20 protein-coding genes are annotated in these 22,224 nt (G+C 42.4%); 6 read left to right on the top strand and 14 right to left on the bottom strand.

Annotated elements, in window-relative coordinates:
- The first annotated feature begins 19 nt into the window (after window positions 1-19).
- Genes BUC20_RS09515 through BUC20_RS09500 form a run of 4 tightly spaced genes read left to right on the top strand, consistent with a single transcriptional unit; the run spans window position 20 to window position 5,326 of the window.
- Complete coding sequence (locus BUC20_RS09515) at window positions 20-1,354, top strand: dihydroorotase (protein ID WP_073230347.1); 1,335 nt, start codon at window positions 20-22, stop codon at window positions 1,352-1,354.
- On the top strand, window positions 1,354-2,454 hold the full coding sequence (locus BUC20_RS09510; protein ID WP_073230345.1) for a DUF3810 domain-containing protein: 1,101 nt from the start codon (window positions 1,354-1,356) through the stop codon (window positions 2,452-2,454). The genes BUC20_RS09515 and BUC20_RS09510 overlap by 1 nt, the downstream gene beginning before the upstream one ends.
- A 39-nt stretch (window positions 2,455-2,493) precedes the next feature.
- Window positions 2,494-4,353 (top strand): molecular chaperone DnaK, encoded by a 1,860-nt coding sequence (dnaK, locus tag BUC20_RS09505; protein WP_073230343.1) that lies wholly within the window; start codon window positions 2,494-2,496, stop codon window positions 4,351-4,353.
- 34 nt (window positions 4,354-4,387) lie between these two features.
- Window positions 4,388-5,326 (top strand): zinc dependent phospholipase C family protein, encoded by a 939-nt coding sequence (locus BUC20_RS09500; RefSeq protein ID WP_234994489.1) that lies wholly within the window; start codon window positions 4,388-4,390, stop codon window positions 5,324-5,326.
- Window positions 5,327-5,339: 13 nt separating this feature from the next.
- On the opposite strand, the gene BUC20_RS09495 is transcribed toward BUC20_RS09500, so the two are convergent.
- The 6 genes from BUC20_RS09495 to BUC20_RS09470 form a co-directional block, all read right to left on the bottom strand.
- Window positions 5,340-5,999 (bottom strand): VTT domain-containing protein, encoded by a 660-nt coding sequence (locus tag BUC20_RS09495; RefSeq protein ID WP_073230342.1) that lies wholly within the window; start codon window positions 5,997-5,999, stop codon window positions 5,340-5,342.
- Window positions 6,000-6,072: 73 nt separating this feature from the next.
- The gene (locus BUC20_RS09490; RefSeq protein ID WP_159441082.1) at window positions 6,073-6,732 is read right to left on the bottom strand and encodes a DUF4397 domain-containing protein; all 660 of its coding nucleotides are present in this window, start codon (window positions 6,730-6,732) and stop codon (window positions 6,073-6,075) included.
- 85 nt (window positions 6,733-6,817) lie between these two features.
- Window positions 6,818-7,942: a DNA polymerase III subunit beta gene (gene dnaN / locus BUC20_RS09485; protein ID WP_069379966.1), complete on the bottom strand. Its 1,125-nt coding sequence runs from the start codon at window positions 7,940-7,942 to the stop codon at window positions 6,818-6,820.
- Window positions 7,943-7,976: 34 nt separating this feature from the next.
- Window positions 7,977-9,644 carry a gliding motility-associated ABC transporter substrate-binding protein GldG gene (gldG, locus tag BUC20_RS09480; RefSeq protein ID WP_073230339.1) on the bottom strand — a complete coding sequence of 556 codons (1,668 nt, stop codon included), beginning with the start codon at window positions 9,642-9,644 and terminating at the stop codon, window positions 7,977-7,979.
- Window positions 9,638-10,366: a gliding motility-associated ABC transporter permease subunit GldF gene (gene gldF, locus BUC20_RS09475; RefSeq protein ID WP_073230337.1), complete on the bottom strand. Its 729-nt coding sequence runs from the start codon at window positions 10,364-10,366 to the stop codon at window positions 9,638-9,640. The genes gldG and gldF overlap by 7 nt, the downstream gene beginning before the upstream one ends.
- 32 nt (window positions 10,367-10,398) lie before the next feature.
- The gene (locus BUC20_RS09470; protein ID WP_073230335.1) at window positions 10,399-10,920 is read right to left on the bottom strand and encodes an outer membrane beta-barrel protein; all 522 of its coding nucleotides are present in this window, start codon (window positions 10,918-10,920) and stop codon (window positions 10,399-10,401) included.
- 198 nt (window positions 10,921-11,118) lie between these two features.
- On the opposite strand from BUC20_RS09470, the gene BUC20_RS09465 reads away from it, so the two are divergent.
- Window positions 11,119-11,481: a helix-turn-helix domain-containing protein gene (locus tag BUC20_RS09465; RefSeq protein WP_073230333.1), complete on the top strand. Its 363-nt coding sequence runs from the start codon at window positions 11,119-11,121 to the stop codon at window positions 11,479-11,481.
- Window positions 11,482-11,552: 71 nt separating this feature from the next.
- On the opposite strand, the gene BUC20_RS09460 is transcribed toward BUC20_RS09465, so the two are convergent.
- The 3 genes from BUC20_RS09460 to BUC20_RS09450 all read right to left on the bottom strand — a co-directional run bounded on the left by BUC20_RS09460 (window position 11,553) and on the right by BUC20_RS09450 (window position 13,804).
- A complete protein-coding gene (locus BUC20_RS09460) occupies window positions 11,553-12,080 on the bottom strand; it encodes an outer membrane beta-barrel protein (RefSeq protein WP_073230331.1) in 528 nt (175 codons plus the stop codon).
- Window positions 12,081-12,174: 94 nt separating this feature from the next.
- Window positions 12,175-12,882, bottom strand: coding sequence for an ATP-binding cassette domain-containing protein (locus BUC20_RS09455; RefSeq protein WP_073230329.1), 708 nt, complete (start codon window positions 12,880-12,882; stop codon window positions 12,175-12,177).
- Between the two features lies 1 nt (window position 12,883).
- Window positions 12,884-13,804: a glycerophosphodiester phosphodiesterase family protein gene (locus tag BUC20_RS09450; protein WP_143166752.1), complete on the bottom strand. Its 921-nt coding sequence runs from the start codon at window positions 13,802-13,804 to the stop codon at window positions 12,884-12,886.
- Between the two features lie 619 nt (window positions 13,805-14,423).
- Here BUC20_RS09450 and BUC20_RS09445 point away from each other — a divergent pair.
- The gene (locus tag BUC20_RS09445; RefSeq protein ID WP_073230325.1) at window positions 14,424-15,905 is read left to right on the top strand and encodes a glycine--tRNA ligase; all 1,482 of its coding nucleotides are present in this window, start codon (window positions 14,424-14,426) and stop codon (window positions 15,903-15,905) included.
- A 58-nt stretch (window positions 15,906-15,963) separates the two neighbouring features.
- Here BUC20_RS09445 and BUC20_RS09440 read toward each other — a convergent pair whose 3' ends face one another.
- From BUC20_RS09440 to BUC20_RS09420, 5 genes are read right to left on the bottom strand one after another with little or no spacing between them, the layout of a single operon-like run.
- The gene (locus BUC20_RS09440; protein ID WP_073230323.1) at window positions 15,964-16,710 is read right to left on the bottom strand and encodes a succinate dehydrogenase/fumarate reductase iron-sulfur subunit; all 747 of its coding nucleotides are present in this window, start codon (window positions 16,708-16,710) and stop codon (window positions 15,964-15,966) included.
- Window positions 16,711-16,722: 12 nt separating this feature from the next.
- Window positions 16,723-18,639 carry a fumarate reductase/succinate dehydrogenase flavoprotein subunit gene (locus BUC20_RS09435; RefSeq protein ID WP_073230321.1) on the bottom strand — a complete coding sequence of 639 codons (1,917 nt, stop codon included), beginning with the start codon at window positions 18,637-18,639 and terminating at the stop codon, window positions 16,723-16,725.
- Window positions 18,630-19,313 (bottom strand): succinate dehydrogenase cytochrome b subunit, encoded by a 684-nt coding sequence (locus tag BUC20_RS09430; protein ID WP_073230320.1) that lies wholly within the window; start codon window positions 19,311-19,313, stop codon window positions 18,630-18,632. Before BUC20_RS09430 ends, BUC20_RS09435 begins: the two co-directional genes overlap by 10 nt.
- 9 nt (window positions 19,314-19,322) lie before the next feature.
- The gene (locus BUC20_RS09425) at window positions 19,323-20,753 is read right to left on the bottom strand and encodes an anion permease (RefSeq protein ID WP_073230318.1); all 1,431 of its coding nucleotides are present in this window, start codon (window positions 20,751-20,753) and stop codon (window positions 19,323-19,325) included.
- A gap of 17 nt (window positions 20,754-20,770) precedes the next feature.
- The gene (locus tag BUC20_RS09420) at window positions 20,771-21,892 is read right to left on the bottom strand and encodes a porin (RefSeq protein ID WP_159441081.1); all 1,122 of its coding nucleotides are present in this window, start codon (window positions 21,890-21,892) and stop codon (window positions 20,771-20,773) included.
- Between the last annotated feature and the right edge of the window lie 332 nt (window positions 21,893-22,224).

The raw sequence follows: 22,224 nt of genomic DNA, 5'->3' as shown, positions 1-22,224 counted from the left end.
TTTATTTAAGTTTGAGGTCATGAACACCATTCTGATAAAAGCGGCCTCAGTGGTAAACGAAGGCCAGATCTTTGTTGCTGACGTACTGATTAAAGACGGATTTATTGAAAAAATTGCGCCAAATATCCAGGCGGAAGGAGCAAAAGAAATTAACGCGGAAGGCTTACACCTCTTTCCTGGGATGATTGACGATCAGGTCCATTTCAGGGAACCGGGTTTAACTGATAAAGCAGACATCTTTACGGAAAGCATGGCGGCTGTAGCCGGAGGAATTACCTCCTGGATGGAGATGCCGAATACCGTACCCAATACGTTAACCCAGGAATTACTGGCCGATAAATATAAAATTGCCTCGGAGGTTTCCTTAGCGAATTACTCCTTCTTTATGGGTGCATCAAATGATAACCTTGAAGAAGTATTGAAAACTGATCCGAAGAATGTTTGCGGAATTAAGGTATTCATGGGCTCTTCCACTGGAAACATGCTTGTTGACAATGAGAAGGTGTTGGAAAACATTTTCAAAGACGCCCCCATACTCGTTGCCACCCATTGCGAAGATGAAAAAACCATCCGGGAGAACATGGCAGCTTACAAAGAGAAATATGGAGAAAACATCACCATAGACATGCATCCGCTCATCAGAAGTGCAGAAGCCTGTTACATCTCTTCCTCCATGGCTGTAGAACTTGCAAAAAAATACAATACCCGTTTGCACATCCTGCACATCTCCACAGCAAAGGAAGTAGCCCTTTTTGATGCAATCACCCCATTAAAAGACAAAAGAATTACTGCTGAAGCCTGTATACATCACCTCTGGTTTAGTGATCAGGATTATGCCGCAAAAGGCAACTGGATCAAATGGAACCCTGCGGTAAAAACAGCTCAGGATAGAGATGCCATCCTGAAAGGGGTATTAGATGGCCATATTGACATCATTGCAACTGATCATGCACCACATACCATCGCAGAAAAAGAGCAACCTTACCTGAAAGCCCCTTCGGGAGGCCCATTGGTACAACATGCCCTTTCTGCTTTACTGGAAATGTACCATCAAAAGAAAATTACACTGGAACAGATCGCTGAAAAAACGGCTCATAATGTAGCTACCTGTTTCAATGTAGACAGAAGAGGTTTCATCAGAGAAGGTTACTGGGCGGACCTGGTATTGGTTCACCTGAACGATCCGGTAAAAGTAACCAGAGCCAACCTATGGTACAAATGCGGATGGTCTCCTTTTGAAGGACAAACCTTTCAGGCAGAGATCACCCATACCATCGTTTCCGGAAACCTTGCTTACCAAAAAGGCAAGTTCATGACCAACGAAATTGGAAAAAGATTATCCTTCAACAGGTAATGATATTAAAGGATAAACCGCGAATCAAACAGTTTATCCTGCTGTTCCTCCTGTCGGGATTGATCTATCTCGCCGGGATGAACAGCATTTTTATTGAAAAGGTCTATTCTGAAGGTTTCTATCCTGTAAGTTCGGTCATTCAGCGTTTCATCAGTGCTGTTTTTCCTTTTGCCCTGGGAGATTTCCTGTACTTCCTGCTGGTGCTCTATATGCTGAGGAGCATTTATCTTTTTTTCAAAAGGCTTTCTCAAAAGAAACTACTTGCTGCCGACCGCATCAATGTTCCTTTACAGTTGCTCAATTTCTTTTTGATCTTATACCTGGTCTTTAAAATCCTTTGGGGGCTGAATTATTCCCGTCCCTCCATTTCTAAACAATTGGGGATCGCGAACGAAAAATACACTACTGCAGAGCTGATTTTACTGGGTGAATATTTCATCGATCAGTTGAATTCATTTGAACACCTGAAAAAACAAAGCTACGGTATTGATGAGCTGGAAAGCAAAGCAAAAGCAGCTTACGACCTGATGAAAAATACGCATCCTTTCTTCCAATACCGTAGTCCTTCTGTTAAAGCCGTATTGAACAGTTGGGTGGTGACTAAAATTGGCATAGAAGGCTATTACAATCCCCTTTCGGGAGAAGCCAATGTGAACATGAGGCTGCCTGCCGTTTCCCTGCCTTTTGTGACTTGTCATGAGATTGCACACCAGCTCGGAATCGGAAGAGAAGACGAAGCCAATCTGATCGGTTACCTGACCGCCATCCACAGTACAGATGAAAATTTCCGTTACTCTGCAGCTTACAATATGTTAAGAAGCATTTTATTTGAGATCAGGATCAAATCCCCTGAAGGCTATAAACGTCTTTATGCCACCATCAATCCGGAAACAATTAAAGATTTCAAGACCGAAAGGGCCTTCTGGCAGAAGTATAACAGTGATATGTATGGTTATATGGGAATCGCCCTGGATGGCTTTTTAAAGCTCAACAACCAGCCTAAGGGTACAGACAGCTACCAGGATATCGTGATCTGGTTGTATAATATCCATAAAAAAGAGCTGATTCAAAGACAGAAGCTCAAAACATTACAACCTTAACACAAAAAAACCTTAAAACATTCCTAAATTTGCCAGACTATGGCAAAGATATCCATTAACCTGGCAACAGGCTCCCTGCAACAAGAAGAAATCATCGTCGGCATTGACCTTGGTACCACCAATAGCCTGGTGGCCTTTATTAACCCTGATAAAAAACCTCAGGTAATTAACGATACCGGAAAGGGCTTATTGGTACCTTCAGTGGTATATTTTAATGCCAAAGGAGATGCACTTGTAGGAAATGAAGCCAAAGAGTTTTTAATCACAGATCCTGCAAACACCATTTTTTCTGTAAAAAGATTATTGGGCAGGTCTTATAAAGATGTGGCCGGTCATCAGGATACCTTTTCTTATAAAATCATAGATGATGAAAATGATTCGCTGGTAAAAATTAAAGTCGGTGATAAATTTTATACCCCAATAGAACTTTCTGCCGAGATTCTTAAAGAACTGAAAGCAAGAGCTGAACATGCGTTGAAAACGCCTGTTAACCGTGCCGTAATTACTGTCCCTGCTTATTTTAACGATAGCCAGCGACAAGCAACAAGGGATGCCGGTAAACTGGCAGGTCTGGATGTATTAAGAATCGTGAACGAACCTACTGCAGCCAGTCTCGCCTACGGACTGGGTCTTGATCCCAATCAACAGAAAACAATTGCGGTATATGACCTTGGAGGCGGTACTTTTGATGTCTCGATTCTATCTATACAAAACGGCATTTTTGAAGTCTTATCGACCAATGGAAATACCTTTTTAGGAGGAGATGATTTTGACCGTTCTATCGTTCATTACTGGATAGAGAAAAATAAACTGGATGCAGCAGTTCTGGCTCAGGATTCCGGACTGATGCAGTCCTTAAGGCTAAAAGCAGAAGAAGCAAAGAAAGCACTGAGCAGTCAGAACCTGTTTAATGAGCAGATTGGCGACATCTGGTGTACTTTAGATAAACAGACTTTTGAGCAACTCATTGCGCCAAAAGTTGCCGAAACCCTGAACTCCTGTAAACAAGCTTTAACAGACTCCAAATTAACTGCTGCTGAGATTGATGAAGTGGTGCTTGTGGGCGGTTCGACAAGAACGCCATATGTAAAAGCGCAGGTTGCAGAATTCTTTGGCCGCTATCCGCACGACCAGATCAACCCGGACGAAGTAGTTGCTCTCGGAGCAGCTATCCAGGCCGATATCCTTGCCGGAAACCGCTCCGACATTCTTTTATTGGACGTTACTCCCCTCTCTCTTGGTATTGAGACGATGGGTGGACTGATGGATGTGATTATCCCAAGAAATGCAAAAGTTCCTACAAAAGCAGGAAGACAGTATACCACCTCTATTGACGGACAGGTGAACATGAAGATCTCTGTTTTTCAGGGAGAGCGTGACCTCGTACAGGAAAACAGGAAACTAGCGGAATTTGACCTGAAAGGCATTCCTGCGATGCCTGCCGGATTGCCGAAAGTAGACATCAATTTTATGCTCAATGCTGATGGAATTCTAACCGTCCAGGCAATAGAATTGAGATCAGGTGTAAAACAGGAAATCGACATCACGCCAAGTTATGGACTAACGGACGATACCGTGGAAAAGATGCTGATCGACAGCATCACCCATGCTAAAAGCGATGTGGAACAACGCATGCTGATTGAAGCCAGAAGTGAAGGTGAACAATTGGTATATACTGCAGAGCGCTTTATTGAAAAGCATGGCAGCTTCCTGACCGCAGCAGAAATCGCGGATACCGGAACACATATCAAGGCACTAAAAGCTGCTTTGGCAAAGGCAGAAAAGGACGAGATCCTTAAAAAAGCCGATGAACTGAATGAATTTACCCGTCCATTTGCCGAGCGCGTAATGGATGTGGCAGTATCTTCTGCCATGAAAGGGAAAAGCATAGATAAATAACCAACGGTAGGTTCGTTTATATAGTTTTACAGAGATGAAGTACTTATTTATCTCTGTAATGCTATGTGCGGGAGCCATACTCTGTTGCTCCTGGGGATTCTACGCCCATAAACGAATCAACTATCTCGCAGTATTTACGCTCCATAAAGGCCTCAATACTTTTTACAAGTCGAACATCAGGTACCTCAGTGATCATGCGGTAGACGCCGACAAACGACGCTATGCGGACTCTGCTGAAGCCGCGAGGCATTATCTGGATGTAGAAGTTTATGAAACACATATAGACAGCATCCCCAGAACGTATAAGGATGCGTTAAAAAAATATGGTGCAGCCCGGCTGAACACTCATGGGTCCCTGCCCTGGCAAATTCAAAAATCGTATCATCAGCTGGTCAATGCGTTTAAAAACAGGGATTCATTAAAAATCCTCGTTTACTCTGCATATCTGGGACATTATATCGCAGATGCACATGTACCCCTGCATACCACGGAAAATCATAACGGACAGCTGAGCAACCAACACGGCATTCATGCCTTCTGGGAAAGCCGTTTACCTGAGCTCTTTGCCGAAAAGTACAATTACAGGGTTGGAAAGGCCACATATATAGAAAATCCGCTCCGGGAAGCCTGGAAGATCATCAGTCATAGTCATGGTCTGTTAGATAGTGTGTTGATGCTCGAAGCAAGGCTCAGCAGCAGGCTCCCTGCTCACCGGAAGTACAGCTTCTCAAAAAGGAACCAACAGGTGATCAAACAATATTCGTTAGGCTATTCCTCTGCCTACCATGAGGAGATGAACCATATGGTGGAAAGACAAATGCGGGCTTCCATTCTGGCTACCGGTTCCTACTGGTTTTCGGCATGGATCGATGCCGGACAGCCGGAATTGCGCAACCTGGTCCAAAAAAATGGTCTTCTTCAGACCGGAAAAGGGCTGAAGAAGACCAAAGAAGTTATGATAAAGGACAATTGATCGGGCGTGAGCCTTAGCTCTCGATGACATCCTTAGGTTTAATCCTGCTTTTAATTGCGGCATAAATTACCGGAGCAAAAGTAACTACTGCGATCGTGATGATCACGATAGAGAAGTTATCCCTGATCACCGGAATCTGTCCCAATAAGAAACCTGCAAATAATAAACTGCCAATCCAGCCAATACCACCTACCACATTGTAATAGGTAAATCTACCAAAAGGCATTTTCGCTACTCCTGCAACAAAGGGTGCAATCGTCCTGAAGATGGGAAGAAAGCGACTAAACATGATTGCTTTTCCACCATGCTTCTCAAAGAATTCATGCGATTTATTGTAATATTCGAGCTTCAGAATTTTATTTCCTTCTTTAAACACTTTTACACCAAAAAAGCTTCCGAGCCTGTAATTGAGGCTGTTCCCCAGTATGGCAGCAACAGTTAAGAGCAGGAACATGACCCAGATTTCCAGACCTGTACCTCCTTTGGCAATGAGTGCACCTACTGCAAAAAGCATAGAATCACCAGGCAGGAATGGGGTCACCACAAAACCGGTTTCGGCAAAAATAATTAAGAAAAGAATAAGATAAGTCCATGTTTTATAATCACTTACCAGCTTTACCAAAGCTTTATCGGTGTGTAATATAAAATCTACCAGTTGTGAGAAAATTTCCAATTTGTATAAATTAAGCCCAAAATTAAGAATATCATGGCAATAACCATGCTGTTATTTATTAAGTAATGTAAAATTAATTTGATGTGTAGTAAAAGGCTCTGAGATCGGTAGATGCATTTCCACCCAACCATATGGTATAAATTTTATCCGCTACAATCCCAAAATCAATCTCCGGACTGTTGGTAACTCCTGTTGCTGTGACCGTAAACTTCGTACCTGGAGGTACCTGAAAATAATTGGTAATCTTCCCAAAGCCCAATGCGGGCTCCAATGGAGTAGTGCCTCCGCTAATGCCAATGCTAACAGAATTGTTCAAAAAGCTATTGAAGTGCATAAACCTCACTTTAGCTTTTCCTGTTTCCGGAGCAGTAAGGTTCTCTCCAATTCCATAAGCTGCCGGTTTTTGCTCCAGATCTTTAATCAAAAAGATCGTATAATTACCACCGATTTCGAGGGATCCCGAAGTGCCACCAGTAACTGCATTGGTAGCCTCGTCAGCAAAAACAAAGTTTCTGCCACCCGATTGTACTGTAGATGAAGCAGAAGTCTGCCCGTAAACAATTGATGTCATTCCAAGTTTCTGTCCGTCGACGAAAAAATTCTGAGAAGCAACACCGGAAGCGGCATGTACATACCTCAATTTAGCTTCCCCAACAGGAGCAGGTTTTGGCGTTTTTAAGCAAGAACTTAACACCACGATTAAGCTCAGACCGATAAAGAATATCTTTTTCATAGCAATAACAATTTGATTATAAAGTACTTTACAAAAAGAAGGCTTGGTCAAAAACCAAGCCATTCGAATATATTCTAATTTAATTTTAGTTGTAGTTGTTCAACATTACCGGCATCACCAACATCAGCACATCTTCGTTTTCGTCATTTGTCTGTGGGATCAGTAATCCTGCACGGTTAGGCGTAGAAAGTTCCAGAGTTACTTCTTCACCACTTAAATTGCTCAGCATCTCGATTAAGAAACGGGCATTAAATCCGATTTCCAGATCTTCACCTTCATACTGACAGCTTAAACGCTCGTGTGCCTCATTGGCGAAATCCAAATCCTCAGAAGAGATGTTCAGTTCGCTGCCATTGATTTTTAAACGGACCTGATGCGTCGTTTTATTGGCAAAAATAACCACCCTGCGTAGAGTGTTTAAGAACAAAGCACGGTCAATTACCAGTTTATTCGGATTGTTGGCAGGGATTACGGCTTCATAATCAGGATAACGCTCATCAATTAAACGACAAACCAGGTTGATATTTTCGAACTTAAAAAAGGCACTTGTTGCGTTATAATCCACAGAAACATTTACTTCTGTAGAAGGAAGCGCTGCTTTTAATAAAGTCAATGCTTTTTTTGGAAGGATGAAAGAAGAAGATTTGTCTCCTTTGCTGTCCATTCTTCTGTACCTTACCAGTTTATGTGCATCTGTTGCTACAAAAGTAATGTGTTGTTCAGACAGCTGACAGTATACACCAGTCATTGCCGGGCGTAACTCATCACTGCTCACCGCAAAGATCGTTTTGGTAATTGCTTCAGTTAATACGGAAGCAGGCAGGTTTACAGAAGAAGCATTTTCTACTGTTGGGATTTTAGGGAAATCATCACCATTTTCTCCACTTAGCTTATACTTACCATCACCGGCGCTGATTTCAATAGAAAAGGTATTGTCATCAATATTGAAAGAGATCGGCTGATCAGGTAATGTTTTTAAAGTGTCTAAAAGTATTTTTGCCGGCACAGCTACTTTTCCGCCTTCTTTAGACTCCACCGGTAAAGAGGTCGTCATGCTGGTTTGTAAATCAGTGGCAGATATGGTTAAACTTCCGTCTTTAATTTCAAAGAGGAAATTTTCCAGTATTGGCAATACAGTACTACTGCTTGACGCGCCGTTTACCGTTTGCAAATGTTTTAATAACGTTGATGTGGATACAATAAATCTCATAGTATGATCTTGTCAGTTCTCAAAAATATAAAAATTACCTCGCATACTTATGTTTACGGTAATAATGTTGAAAAATTGCGAACGATATTAACAATAATAAAGGTAAAGCCATATTGATCAGTTGCCATTGCAGCTTTTCTGTACGCAGAGCTGCTTTATCCAATAACCTGATCTTAACCTCCTTATTGCGCAAAGTAATTAAATTATCATCATTTGCGAGGTAATCTGCAATATTTAACAACAATGCTTTATTTCCATAGCTTTTTTGGGTGTACCTGTCGAAACCCAATGGAAATGCAGAGCCATCCTTGGTACTCAGCTGGTTTTTAAAAATATCTCCGTCGCCGATCACGATCATTTTTGTCGGTTTACTGACCGGAGGAAGTGGATAATTTCCGGTAATCCCTGCCGGAACTGCCCGGTTTAAAAAGACAGAAGGGAAAGCACCTTCGATCAGTACACCCAGCGATTGCGGAACACTGGCATAATCGCGTGGATCAGGCTGTTCCGCCACCATTTGCAGAGAAAGTAATTTCGGTGCATTGAATAGCTTATTGAATGGCGAAGAACGGAGGATCACGGTCTTTTTCAAACCTTTCACTCCTATCGTATCTACGGTACTGCTAAACTCCCCTCTTATGGCATCGATGTTCCTGACCAGGTTATGTGCAGTATCCGGCAACAGCAGAGGATAATACACCCATGGTGCCAGTTCTATTTGTCCCTGCTGTCCCATGCTTAGTGGAATCTCGACACAGTTCGCATCAGCGAGCAGGTTATAATTCACACGGGCACCATACATGAACAGCATATCGTCTATATTGAGTTTTTTATTGAAAGCCAGCTGTTCTCCCGAACCTTTTAAGCTGTCCAGGTCTGCACTTACCTGATCTATTGTCCAGACTACCCTGCCCCCTTTCATGACGAAATAGTTGAGCTTATATTTTTCGGCTTCCGTAAATTCCTTTTGTGGTTTTGCAATGAAGAGCACTTTCAATTTATCCAGTCCGCCAGCATCAATGGTGCTCAGGTTTACCCGCCCTACTTCATAGCTTTCTGAAAGGCTGCTGATGGCATCATTTAAGTACAGATCTGATAATTCCCCATTTCCTTCGGTAAAACCGATCCGGGGATGGTCATTGCTCAGTACCTTCTGAATGGAAGAAGTAAACAGGTACTCCAGATTCTGAATGGAATTATTGATATTTTCCTCATAACTTCCCGCAGCATTCAGGTTTTGCAGCAACCTCAGCGGAAGCTGACGTTTTTCTGTCTCCAGCATCGCCATTGGAAAAACCATTTTCTGTGCGAAACCGGCATCATTTTTTATGTTAATCGTAGTAGGTTCAATGCCCGACTGGTATAAATGGCTGATCACCGTATCCTGTTCTTCAATGGAAAGCCCGGAAATGGGGTCCCTGAAAATTACTTTTATTTCTTTCCCTGCATAGGCTTTATAATCCACCAGCAGGTCTCTGGTTGCATTTCTAAGTCTTTTAAAAGGAGCAGGAAGTTCCCCTCCCTCCAAAAACACAGTAATCGTAATTGGTTCGTTAATCTTTCCCAGAATGGCTTTTGACTTTGGGGTAAGGGTAAAGCGTTTTTCCTTTGTAAAGTCGATCCTGGTGTAGCAGTATTGCGCCAGGATATTGAGTAATATCAAACCAGCTATAAAAACGAGTATGCCTTTTTTACCTACCATTTCCGGCCTCCGATCGTTAATTTAGTCAGGCCCAGAAACACCATGATGAAAGTAAGGAAGTAAACCAGATCACGGGTATCCAATACGCCCCTGCTGATCGATTGATAATGTTCGTTTACACTTAAAGACAGCAATATATTTTCAATAGCACGGAAGCCAAAAATCTGGCTCATGGCATCAAAGCCACTATAAGCGATGAAACAGAGGAAAACGGCAATCGCAAATGCGACCACCTGGTTTTTTGTAATCGAAGAAGCAAAAATGCCGACAGACAGGAAAGAAGCGCCCAACAACAATAAACCAAGATAAGAACCAATGATCGCTCCGGTATCAATATTCCCTTTTGGTAAGGCCAATTGGGATATAGAATAACAATAAATCAAGGTAGGAATCAAGGCAAAGAGCACCAAAACAAAGCAGGCCAGGTATTTCGCCCCAATAATCTGCCAGTCTGTAAGCGGCCTCGTGGCTAACAGGATATAGGTACCCTCCCTCCTTTCTTCAGCAAAAGAACGCATGGTAATGGCAGGAATAAGGAAAAGAAATAAAAAAGGAGCTAAATTAAAAAAGCTGCTGAGTTCGGCATATCCGTATTCCAGAATGGAAGTATCCGGAAAAAACCACAACAACAAGCCGGAAGCCAGGAGAAAAACCCCAATAGTAATATAAGCCATTAAGGAGTTCAACAAGCTAAATAATTCCCTTTTAAATACCGCGTACATGCATTTTGATTAACGATGCCGAAGTTAGAAAATTAAAAATTATATCCTGCCCTAATGCCAATAAAAGAACGGGTACTACTGCTTCTTGTCCAGCTTTCATAGCGAATGCCAACATCTACAGCTCCCTCATTCGATACCGGGAAGGATACACCCAATGCAGGCACATAAATAAAAGAAGTCCCTGAACCGTTTCCACTGGCAGTAGAAATGGAAACGCCCAATTCTGCACCACCATAAATGTTTTCGGAAAGAAAATACCTCGCTCCTGCTTTTATCGGGATAAAACCTTCCCTGTATTTAAGGTTTAAAATCGTTTTCTTACCGTTGAGTTGCAGATAGCCCACGTTTCCGGTAATGCTTAAATTTCTGGAGACTGGGTGCTGATACAGGATAGAACCTCCTACCCCAAAATTTGTCTGATCTCTGAAACTTCCCATAGGGAAAGCAAAGTCGGCACCAATCCCGAATTTTGGCGCTGCAGGAGCATCACCAGTTTGCGCTTTTGTAATGGTTAGTGTTGTAAATGAGAGCAAAACAAGGAGTAATCTTTTCATATATGGAATAAAACTGGAAGCCCAAATATATAGGAAAGTTCAATGAAATAAATGATAAAATCCAGCTTAAGTTTGCAAATTTGAACTACTGTTAAGATCATATGATTTGGCGCATGATGAATACGATGATATTGATGCGGCATTAATACCACATTTTGAAATATAGCTTAGATAATTGATTACTAACTAAACAAGATCATGAGGACTTACAAAGTATTGAAAACTGAAACAGAGTACAAAGAAGCACTCGACAGAACCATTAGTATTTTTCATGCTGAACCTGATGCCCCTGAATTTCAGGAACTGGAACTGTTACTTGTTCTGGTAAAAGATTATGAGGACAAAAATATAGTAATTCCTACTTTAAAAGCTATAGAAGTAGTAAAGCTAAAAATGGAGGAAAGGGGGTTAAAGGCCAAAGATCTGGAACCTATTATAGGATCAAAAGGCCATGTATCTTTAGTTTTATCAGGAAAAAGAGAACTCACTTTAAAAATGGCCAGGGCATTACGCACATTTTTGGGGATTCCTCCGGAAGTATTTCTGCCGGAAATGGGCTGATCTTTTTTAAATAAAAAGGGTGATTTGAATAGAATCCAAACCACCCTTTTTATTTTAATCTGGTATTTTGACTACAAACCGAAGTTAAATGCAGCTCTGATTCCAATAAATGAAAGTGAACCATCATTTGACCATCCTTCATAACGGGCACCTAAATCAATCGAAGATTTATCCGCTACTGGAAATTCTACACCAACACCAGGTGAATAAGCAAACATTGTAGAACTACCTTTTTTAGTTCCGAATGCAGCACCTAGCTCACCGTTAATATAAAAATTTTCGGCTAAAAAATATCTTGCACCCACTTTAACTGGCACATACCCCATATTGACAGTCCCACCAATAAACGGTATTTCTTTAGATTTAAAGCTGATGTAACCGGCGTTTGCAGTTAAATTCAAATTCGGGGCAACTGGGTGTTGGTACAATAATGAACCACCAAATCCAAGTTTCCATCCATCTGCAAAATCACCAATTGGGAGTGCGAATTCAGCGCCTATACCTAACTTAGGGCCGTTCATTGCAGCGTCTTTTTGTGCACTAGCATTTGTGAATGCGAAAATACCTGCAATTGCTGTTAGTAAAAATAACTTTTTCATGTGTTTGAGTTTAAAATTTATATTACTGATATAAAATCTAACCCTTAGATACAAAAACTTGGCCAATCGTTACAAGCTCTTGAAAAAAAATTAATCAGGAGGTCAATTTTCGGAAAATATCCTCTAAAGAAGTCATTTTGTGTTCTTTTTTAAGATCAGTTATTGTCGCATTAGCTACAATTTTTCCCTTGTTAATGATGATCACTTCATCACATATCGCTTCTACTTCCTGCATAATATGGGTGGAAAGGATCACTGTTTTATCTTTTCCAAGCAATTTTATCAGCTCTCGGATATCCGTTAGCTGGTTAGGATCCAGCCCTGAAGTTGGTTCATCAAGGATCAATACTTCCGGATTATGGATAATTGCCTGCGCCAATCCGACCCTTTGCCGGTATCCTTTAGACAACATCGAAATCTTTTTATGCTGTTCAGGGGCAAGTCCAACCTTTTCTATCGTTTCTTTTACGCGCAATTTTGCATCTTTCAATTGATAGGTATTCGCAACGAACAATAGAAACTCCTGCACATACATATCTGTATACAGCGGAGTATTTTCAGGTAGATAACCCATCATTTTTCTGACTTCCAGACTTGCGGTCTGTGTATCAAATCCACAAATCTTTGCCCTGCCTGAACTGGGCTTCAGGTATCCCGTCAGCATTTTCATAGTGGTTGACTTCCCAGCTCCATTCGGACCTAAAAAGCCTAAGATCTTTCCTGGTTTAGCTTCGAAGCTAATTTCGTCTACTGCTTTCTGCTGACCATAATGCTTGGCCAATGCGCTTACCTCTATGCTCAATTTACTTTACTTTTTTAATGTGTACAGAACTGATCTTTTTATCTTTTCTGTATTGGTTCAGTTCTTTTCCTGCCATCACAAGGTTATCTGTAGAGATCATATCTGCTCCGCTATTGGCGTACATATAATAATACTTCGTGTTTTTGCGGGCCATTGATCGTTTGTCTAAGTTACCCATTGTCCCCATAATACATGGAATTCCTTCCTGATGTAAGGCCCAAAAATCTTTTTGATCAAATCCCCGGGTTCCAACAAAAGCCACCATTCTATCGTAGGGAACTCCCTTTGATTTTAAGCGTTCCAGGTCGTTGGTATATTTAGCGGAAACAGAAATCATCAGGTCGGGAGCCAGTTTATGGACTTCAACAGCCTGGTTATCATTGTAGGTGATGACGATCGAATTCGATTCAGATTTCGTTTTACGGACTTCTTCGATAATTTTTGCGAAAGGGACTCCTCTCTTCACATCGATGGTAAACAGAACCTTTCCTTTACCCCAGCTTAATACCTCTTTTAAAGTCGGAATCTTGTAAGACGTTAACGTTCCAAAGTTATCTTTCAATTGTAGTTTCTGCAATTCTGCATAGGTATGGTCCCTGATGAAGCCAGTCCCATTACTCGTTCTGTCCAGTTTGTCATCATGCATGATCACCAGTACAGAATCTTTGCTCAATGATACATCAAACTCAATGACTACCGGCTGATAGGTAGTTGCATTTTCGAAAGTTGCAATACAATTTTCAGGAAAACCCTTCATCGGGCCTCCCCTATGCGCGCTGATCAGTGGATATCCAGGTGTCTTTCTATTCAAAAAGGTCCTTAATTCCTGAGCGTTTCCAAAAGAAATGTAGTTTTTTGTTTGTGCAGTGCAGGATACGGCAAGCAAAAGAAAGCCTGCCAGAAGCAGATTAAATGGTTTCATGTTCAAAAGTAGGAAAATTAGGCCTAAGCAAGCCTATCCCAAACATTTTTTATAAGGTTCAGCCTGCATTCGCTTTGCGGTTAAAGAAGCAGAAGACAGCTTGCAGAAAGCCTCGTTTTAAGCTCCATATTTGCTCGTTGCTCACCCGCCTTTAACACGCTTCCGACCGAGTCTGCACCGAGTATAGACCGAGCTTAGACCGAGGTTAGAGCGTGTACAGGTAAAACCGTATTAACACCAGTCCGGAAGCAAAAAAATATTTTGCCCTTTACGGGTATTACGGATATAGGTTTACATAAAAAACCATCCCTATTTTCTGATATTCCTGACAGAGCTTTACATTGGCGACACTTATATATGCAATGTATATACGCTCCGTACATTCTCCGGGGTTGGAAGGTAGTTGAGAGGTAGGTGGAAGATATCTGAGAGGTAGTTCCATAGTTCTTTTGCCTTTCAACTACCTCGCAACTACCTCTCAACCCCCTCCCAACCCAGGGGCTTTCAAGGTGCATTTCCAATTAACAGACATCCATCTTTTCAGGCGAATTATTGTTTTTTGGAATCATCTGATTTCTCGTAGGAGATTTATTTGTTAATCTTCTATATTTGCATCATTATGGCAAAGAACACTAACGACGAACAATTTAAAAATGTAATATCACACGCCAAGGAATACGGTTTTGTATTTCAAAGCAGCGAGATTTATGATGGGCTGAGTGCTGTATACGATTACGGACAGCTAGGTGCTGAATTAAAGAACAACATTAAAACTTATTGGTGGAAATCCATGGTTCAGATGCATGAGAACATTGTAGGAATAGATTCTGCGATCTTTATGCACCCGAAAGTATGGAAAGCCAGCGGACACGTAGATGGATTTAACGATCCTATGATCGATAACAAAGATTCTAAAAAACGCTACCGTGCCGATCAGTTGTTAGAAGATAAAATTGCCCGCTACGAAAAAGACGGAAAAACAGAAAAAGCTGCAAAATTGCAAGCAGATATGGACGAAGCTTTACAGGCAGAAGACCTTCCACGTTTGAAATTATTAATTGAAGAACATGAGATCGCCTGCCCGGTAAGCGGAACTAAAAACTGGACAGAAGTACGTCAGTTTAACCTGATGTTCAGCACTCAGTTTGGCGCCATGGCAGAAGGCTCTGACGAAGTATATTTACGTCCGGAGACTGCACAAGGTATCTTTGTGAACTTCTTAAACGTGCAGAAATCAGGAAGAATGAAAATTCCTTTTGGAATCGCACAAATCGGAAAAGCCTTTAGAAATGAAGTGATTGCCCGTCAGTTCATCATGAGAATGCGCGAATTTGAACAAATGGAAATGCAGTTCTTTGTACGTCCTGGTGAAGATGCCAAATGGTTTGCTTACTGGAAAGAAGCCCGCCTGAAATGGCACCAGGCATTGGGTACCCCTGCAGAGAAATACCGTTACCATGACCATGTGAAACTGGCACATTACGCCAATGCTGCTACGGACATCGAATTTGAATTCCCTTTCGGATTCAAAGAAGTAGAAGGTATTCACAGCCGTACTGATTTTGACCTTACCCAACACCAGAAGTTCTCTAACAAGAAAATGCAATATTTCGATGCAGAACTGAATGAAGAGGGAAAACCTTATGGAAACTATATCCCTTATGTGATCGAAACTTCTATTGGTTTAGACCGCATGTTCCTGTTAACAATGATCAATGCTTTTGAAGAGCAAGACCTGAGTGATGGAGAAAAGCAAGACAGCAGAACTTTACTACGCTTACATCCGTGTTTAGCACCAGTAAAAGTAGCCATCTTCCCATTAACTAAAAAAGATGGATTGCCGGAGAAAGCAAGAGAAATCATGAACAGTTTAAAACTTGATTTCAACTGTATATATGAAGAAAAAGATGCAATTGGAAAACGTTACCGCAGACAAGATGCAATCGGTACTCCTTTCTGTCTGACGATAGATCACCAGACCCTGGAAGACGATACCGTAACCATCCGTCATCGCGACACCATGGAGCAACAACGCATAGACATTAAAGACCTGGAATCATTGATTTCAAGCAAAGTAAGCTGGAGAAATTTATTGCAATAAGCAAAAGGATCTTATTTGATATAAAGGCCGGTGTTCGCAATAACACCGGCCTTTCTTTTTACTTCTTCAGGATCCTGCTCAGCGTATATTCCCAATTCATTCTGGCAATATTCAATACCGAGATATGCTGAGGGCATTCGACCTCACAGGCTTCCGTATTGCTGCAATGGCCAAATGCTTCAATATCCATTTGCGCGACCATTGAAAGCACTCTTTTCCCGGATTCCATTTTACCTTGTGGCAATTTGGCAAGGTGTGCAATTTTTGCAGAAGTAAACAAGGCAGCACTTGAATTTTTACAGGTGGCTACACAGGCACCGCAGCCAATGCAGGCTGCAGAGTCAAAAGCAGATTCGGCCTGTTCATGAGTGATCGGAATGCCATTTGCCTCTGGTGCCTGCCCCGTATTTACAGAGACAAAACCTCCGGCCATAATGATCCTGTCGAATGCAGAGCGGTCCACCCTAAGGTCTCTCTTCACAGGAAAGGCTGCGCCACGGAACGGCTCCACATAAATCGTATCTCCATCTTTAAACTCTCTCATGTGTAACTGACAGGTAGTGAGGTGAGGAATTGGCCCGTGGGCACGTCCATTGATCATCATTCCGCATTGCCCGCAGATGCCTTCCCTGCAATCGTGATCGAACTCTACAGGACGATCGCCATTCAAAATGAGTTGTTCATTCAGCGTGTCCATCATTTCCAGAAAAGACATATGCGGGATCACCTGATCCAGTTCGTAACTCACCAGTTGACCCGGACTCCCGGCATCACTTTGTCTCCATATTTTCAAATAGATTTTCATAGGCCGTTTTAATTACTTGTAACTCCTCACGGTTAGTTCAACATTTTCAAAATGTAATGGTTCCCGAACGAGCAGTTCCTCTTTGTCTGCCCCCTGCCATTTCCAGGCAGATACAAAACAGAATTGTTCATCATTTCGCAATGCCTCCCCTTCCGGAGTCTGGTATTCTTCCCTGAAATGGGCTCCACAGGACTCTTCTCTTGTTAAGGCATCCTGACACATTAATTCTGCGACTTCCAGATAATCACTGATGCGGCCCGCCTTTTCCAGCTCCCCATTCATTTCATCGTCTGTTCCGGGTACTTTGAGGTGCTGATAAAAATCTTCACGTAGCTGTTTGATTTCATGAATCGCATACATCAGGCCTTTCTTACTTCTCGACAAGCCACAATAATCATACAGCAGCTTGCCCAGGATTTTATGGTAATGATCTGCGGTTTTGGTACCGTTAATGGCCAGTAATTTTCCAAGATGTGCCCTCACCTGTACTTCCGCATCCACAAACTCCTGTCCATCTGTAGGCAACCTCTTCGAATTAATTTCGCCTGCAAGGTAATTAGAGATGGTATAAGGGGCAATAAAATAACCATCTACACAAGCCTGTAATAAAGAGTTTGCGCCAAGCCGGTTTGCACCATGGTCTGCGAAATTTGCTTCACCGAGGGCAAACAATCCGGGAATGGTGGTCATCAGTTCATAGTCTACCCACAGGCCTCCCATAGAAAAATGTGCCGCCGGAGAAATCATCATCGGTTCGGTATACGCATCTGTTGCCGTAATTTTACGGTACATATCAAACAGGTTTCCATATTTCTCTTTGATCTTTTCTTTTCCCTGTTCTTTGATCGCTTTGGAGAAATCAAGATATACTGCATTCAGCTGTGGGCCGACCCCAAAGCCTGCATCTATCCGTTCTTTGGCTGCCCTGGAAGAAATATCCCTTGGTGCCAGGTTTCCGAAAGCAGGGTAACGGCGCTCCAGGTAATAATCCCGTTCATCTTCAGGAATGTCATTGGGTTTTCTTTTTTCGGCAGTTTGCAGGGGTACCCAAATCCGTCCGTCATTTCTTAATGATTCTGACATGAGGGTCAGTTTACTTTGGTAATCTCCCGATTGGGGAAGAGAGGTGGGGTGTACCTGAGTCCAGCTCGGGCAGGCCATAAATGCGCCTTTTTTATGTGCCCTCCAGATGGCAGAAGCATTGCAGCCCATCGCTAATGTGGACAAATAATAGATCTTGCCAAAACCTCCTGTTGCCAGAATCACTGTATGCGCACTATGGCGTTCTATTTCCCCTGTATCCAGATTTCTGACAATGATTCCTCTTGCTTTTCCATCAGCAATAACCAGGTCCAGCATTTCATGACGGGTATAAAGTGTGACCGTTTTTGCCGCGGCCTGCCTCATCAATGCCTGATAAGCGCCCAATAACAGTTGTTGTCCGGTTTGCCCCCTTGCATAAAAAGTACGGCTCACCTGAACTCCCCCGAAAGAGCGGTTATTTAAGTATCCGCCATATTCCCTTCCGAAGGGTACCCCCTGAGCAACCGCCTGGTCTATCAATTGAGCAGAGCACTCCGCCAGCCGGTAAACATTAGCCTCCCTTGAGCGAAAATCCCCGCCTTTAATCGTATCATAAAACATACGATATACACTATCCCCATCATTTTTATAATTCTTTGCCGCATTTACACCTCCCTGTGCAGCAACGGAATGTGCCCTTCGCGCAGAATCCTGAAAACAAAATGATTTCACGTTATAGCCCATTTCGGCCAGCGATGCTGCTGCAGCACTTCCGGCAAGTCCGGTACCGACTACGATGACATCCATCTTTTTTCTATTTGCAGGATTCACCAGTCGGGCGTGGTCTTTATAAAAACTCCATTTGTCTTTTAATGGGCCCTGGGGTATTTTAGCATTCAGTTCCATAAAACATGTTGGGTTAAGTAAATATAAATGGGGATGATGGCGAATCCAATGGTAATCGCATAGCTGTAACCGATCGCAAATACCCTGATCCAGGAAACATATTTTGGGTGATAAACACCCAAAGAGCGGGCCGCGCTAAAAAATCCATGCAACAGGTGATAACCCAGTGCAAACATAGAAAGCACATAGAAGAGCACATACCACCAGTCCTGATAAGCAGCGATCACAATGGTGTATAAATCTTTATGACCGGATTCATCCTTAGGCAAACTGCCAAACTTATACTGGTACCAGAAATCTTTAAAATGAAACACCAGGAAAATCAGGATCAGCGTGCCCAGAATTCCCATATTCCGGGAATACCATTTACTGGAGGCCCCTCTTTTGTCTACCGCATATTTACCCGCTGTTTTCCGGTTAGAAAGGGTAATGAGCAAGGCATCCAGGCAATGAATGAGAATTGAAGCGTACAATACATAAGAAATGATCTTAATGAAGATATTTCCCGAGAGCAAATGAGAATAGCTGTTAAAGCTTTCTTTTGCCTGCTCCGGAGGCATGAGCAACTGCAGATTTCCCAGGAGATGAATCACCAGAAAGAAACAGAGAAATAACCCTGTCAAAGCCATCAACGTTTTGCGCAGCAGTGTGGAAAGCACCTGTTTTTTATCCATAATCCCTCCTTAATATATACCGATCACCTTCCACCATAAACCACCAATTCCCATCCAGATGATCAAAAAGACAATACTCAATATAAATCCCCGGGACCACCAGTCTTTTACGTCGACAAAGGTGCTTCCGAAAAATACTGGTGCCGGCCCATGGCCGTAATGGGTTAATGTTCCGAATATGCCCCCGCAAAAGCCAAGAGATAAAGCCAGCAACATGGGTGGAATGCCTACTGCAACCCCTACTCCCAATAAAGCGGCATACATGGATGCCACATGCGCCGTTGCACTCGCAAACAGGTAATGACTGTAATAGTAAACAAGAATAATGATCGGGAAGGCCATGGTCCAGCTCATCCCTCCTATTTTCGCTTTTACCAGGTTGCTGAACCATGGAATCAGGCCCAGCTGATTCAGCGCACTCCCCATCATCACCAATGCAGAAAACCAGACGATCGTGTCCCATGCCCCTTTCTCACTTTTCACATCTTCCCAGGTCAGCACTCTGGAAATTAACAGAAACACCAGGCCGATAAAGGCTGTTGTGGTTGCATCGATTTTAAATAGATCACCCGTAATCCATAAAAACAACAGCACAAAGAAGGCGGTAAGCATGAGCCATTCATTACGTGTCACTGCCCCCATTTCTTTGAGTTTCTCTGTCGCCATTTTTGTAGCTCCATTGGTAGATTTAATTTCAGGGGGATAGATTTTATACAAAATATAAGGAACGGCAATCAGGGAAATGATGCCCGGAACAATTGCCGCCCACATCCAGGACATCCAGCTGATATGGATTCCAAGATCTGCAGCAAATTTCTGACACATGGGGTTGCTGGCTGTCCCGGTGAGGAACATCGCAGAAGTGATCAGATTGATGTTATAGCTGTTGAGTGTAAGGTAAGCTCCTAATTTGCGGTGGGTTTCCGGTTGTTCCGGAACCGAGCCAAAATTTAAGGCCATGGATTTCATGATGGGATAAATAATCCCGCCCCCTCTGGCCGTATTGCTTGGAATTGCCGGTGCAAGTACCAGATCTGCCAAACCAAGTCCATAGCCCAACCCAAGAGAACTACGGCCAAATACCCGGATAAAAAGATAGGCAATGCGGCTTCCCAATCCTGTTTTTATAAAGCCTCTGGCAATAAAGAAAGAAATTCCGATCAGCCAGATGACCTTATCTCCAAAACTACTTAAAGCAAGGGAGATGGACTTTCCCGGATCTCCGGGTGCGAGGACCCCGGACAAGGCTACCGTCGCAATAGCAATCATAGACATCGTCCCCATGGAAGCTGCTTTAAGGATGATCCCCAGGATCGTCCCCAGAAAAATGGCCAGTAAATGCCAGGCTTCAGGCTTCACACCTTCCGGTACCGGCAAAAACCAGATAATTACCCCAAAGGCCAGGGTAACCAGCATCATTTTGTAGTTAATTTCTTGCATAAGATTGGGATTTTAGATTAAAATCTGGCCTGCACCTGGCAGATCACTCTGTTTGTATTGTATTCAATGGTATTTGGAATGCTTTTCTGAAACCTGTCCATCTGTAAGCCTAGCTGCACCCGAATCGCATAAGCCTCAGCAAAAGCGGCGCTCAGCATAGGAATATAGCTTTGTCTGGCGTTCCCGGATTGTTTAAAATCTGCATCCAGGTATTCATAGCGAAAGGCAAATTCCAGGTCTTTCAGTCGTGTATTTTTAAAACTGTAACTCACATTTGGAAGTACATAGATCCCCCTCATGGCATATTTACTAATGGGAATCAATGGTTCCGTTTGCGCAAAGAACTGCTGACTGTTGATGCCTTGTTTATATTCAGAAATAAATTGAATGCCCCATTTTTCGTTGAGCTGCTTTTTATAATCTACATCCACTCCATAGGCCCAGATTTTCTGACCCATATTTTTCCCTGCACCAGCACTCAAACCTAAATGCGTTTGTTTTGTCAGTCCGAAAACCAATCTGGCGGGAAAAATTTTCCCATCGTCGTTATCTACAGTATTCCGGTTATTGCCATTAAACACCCCTATGGAATATTGAATAGGAACAGCTATATCTTTGATCTCTCCAGAGAAACTGGCCCCAATCTGGAAGCTTTGCCAGCTGTTACCACCAAACAGGTAATACTGATTTGAATAATCTATGGACTGTACAAAATCTACAGGGTAATTGTCTTCCTGTCCGAATTGCGGGCGGAATTGCCCGAATTGAAAGTTCACATAATCGTTAACGCTATATTTAATAAAGGCATTTTCGAGCACCTTATTCTGAGGATTACCAGTAAAATCACCAAAGTTGACGAGGATAACGGCATTGATGCGATCGCTGATGGTAGCATTGAGTTGTAATCTTGCCCGTTTGACAGAAAAAGAATTGTGTGCAAACTCTCCCTTTTCCGCATGGTGTAACCCTTTTACATCCACATCGTCGTCCAAAGAATAATTAAACTGACTTTGGAGCATTCCGGAAAAATTAAGCTTGGTTTTGGAAGTGACGGGAATGTCGATCCCCTGTGCCCGGATCATTAAAGGGCTTAGAAATAAAATGAGTGCGATATAAAATACCGGTTGATTAAGCTTCATAGAGGATGATTTCATGTATTCTTGACCAGTCCAATCAAATTAATCAAAAAAAATGAAACTCTAAGCTTATTTCTATTAATTATAAGAAAACAAAATAAGAATAATGTTGCACTATTGACAGTACAGCTCATCTATAAACACAGTAAAAAGACTGAACAGGTATATCCGGAATAGGAAATGACACAAAAGGAAAACGGGGAAGCCTCGTCCGAAGCCTCCCCGTTTAAATTAACGCTCTCACATATATAGACGCTCATCTATTCAGATTATTATATCAAGGCAAAAATATTTTCTATATTTTTCTTACAAACACCATTTGGAACCAGTTAAAA

The sequence above is a fragment of the Pedobacter caeni genome, assembly GCF_900129215.1.
Classification (GTDB): Bacteria; Bacteroidota; Bacteroidia; order Sphingobacteriales; family Sphingobacteriaceae; genus Pedobacter; species Pedobacter caeni.
This window is presented reverse-complemented; position numbering and strand designations above follow the sequence as displayed.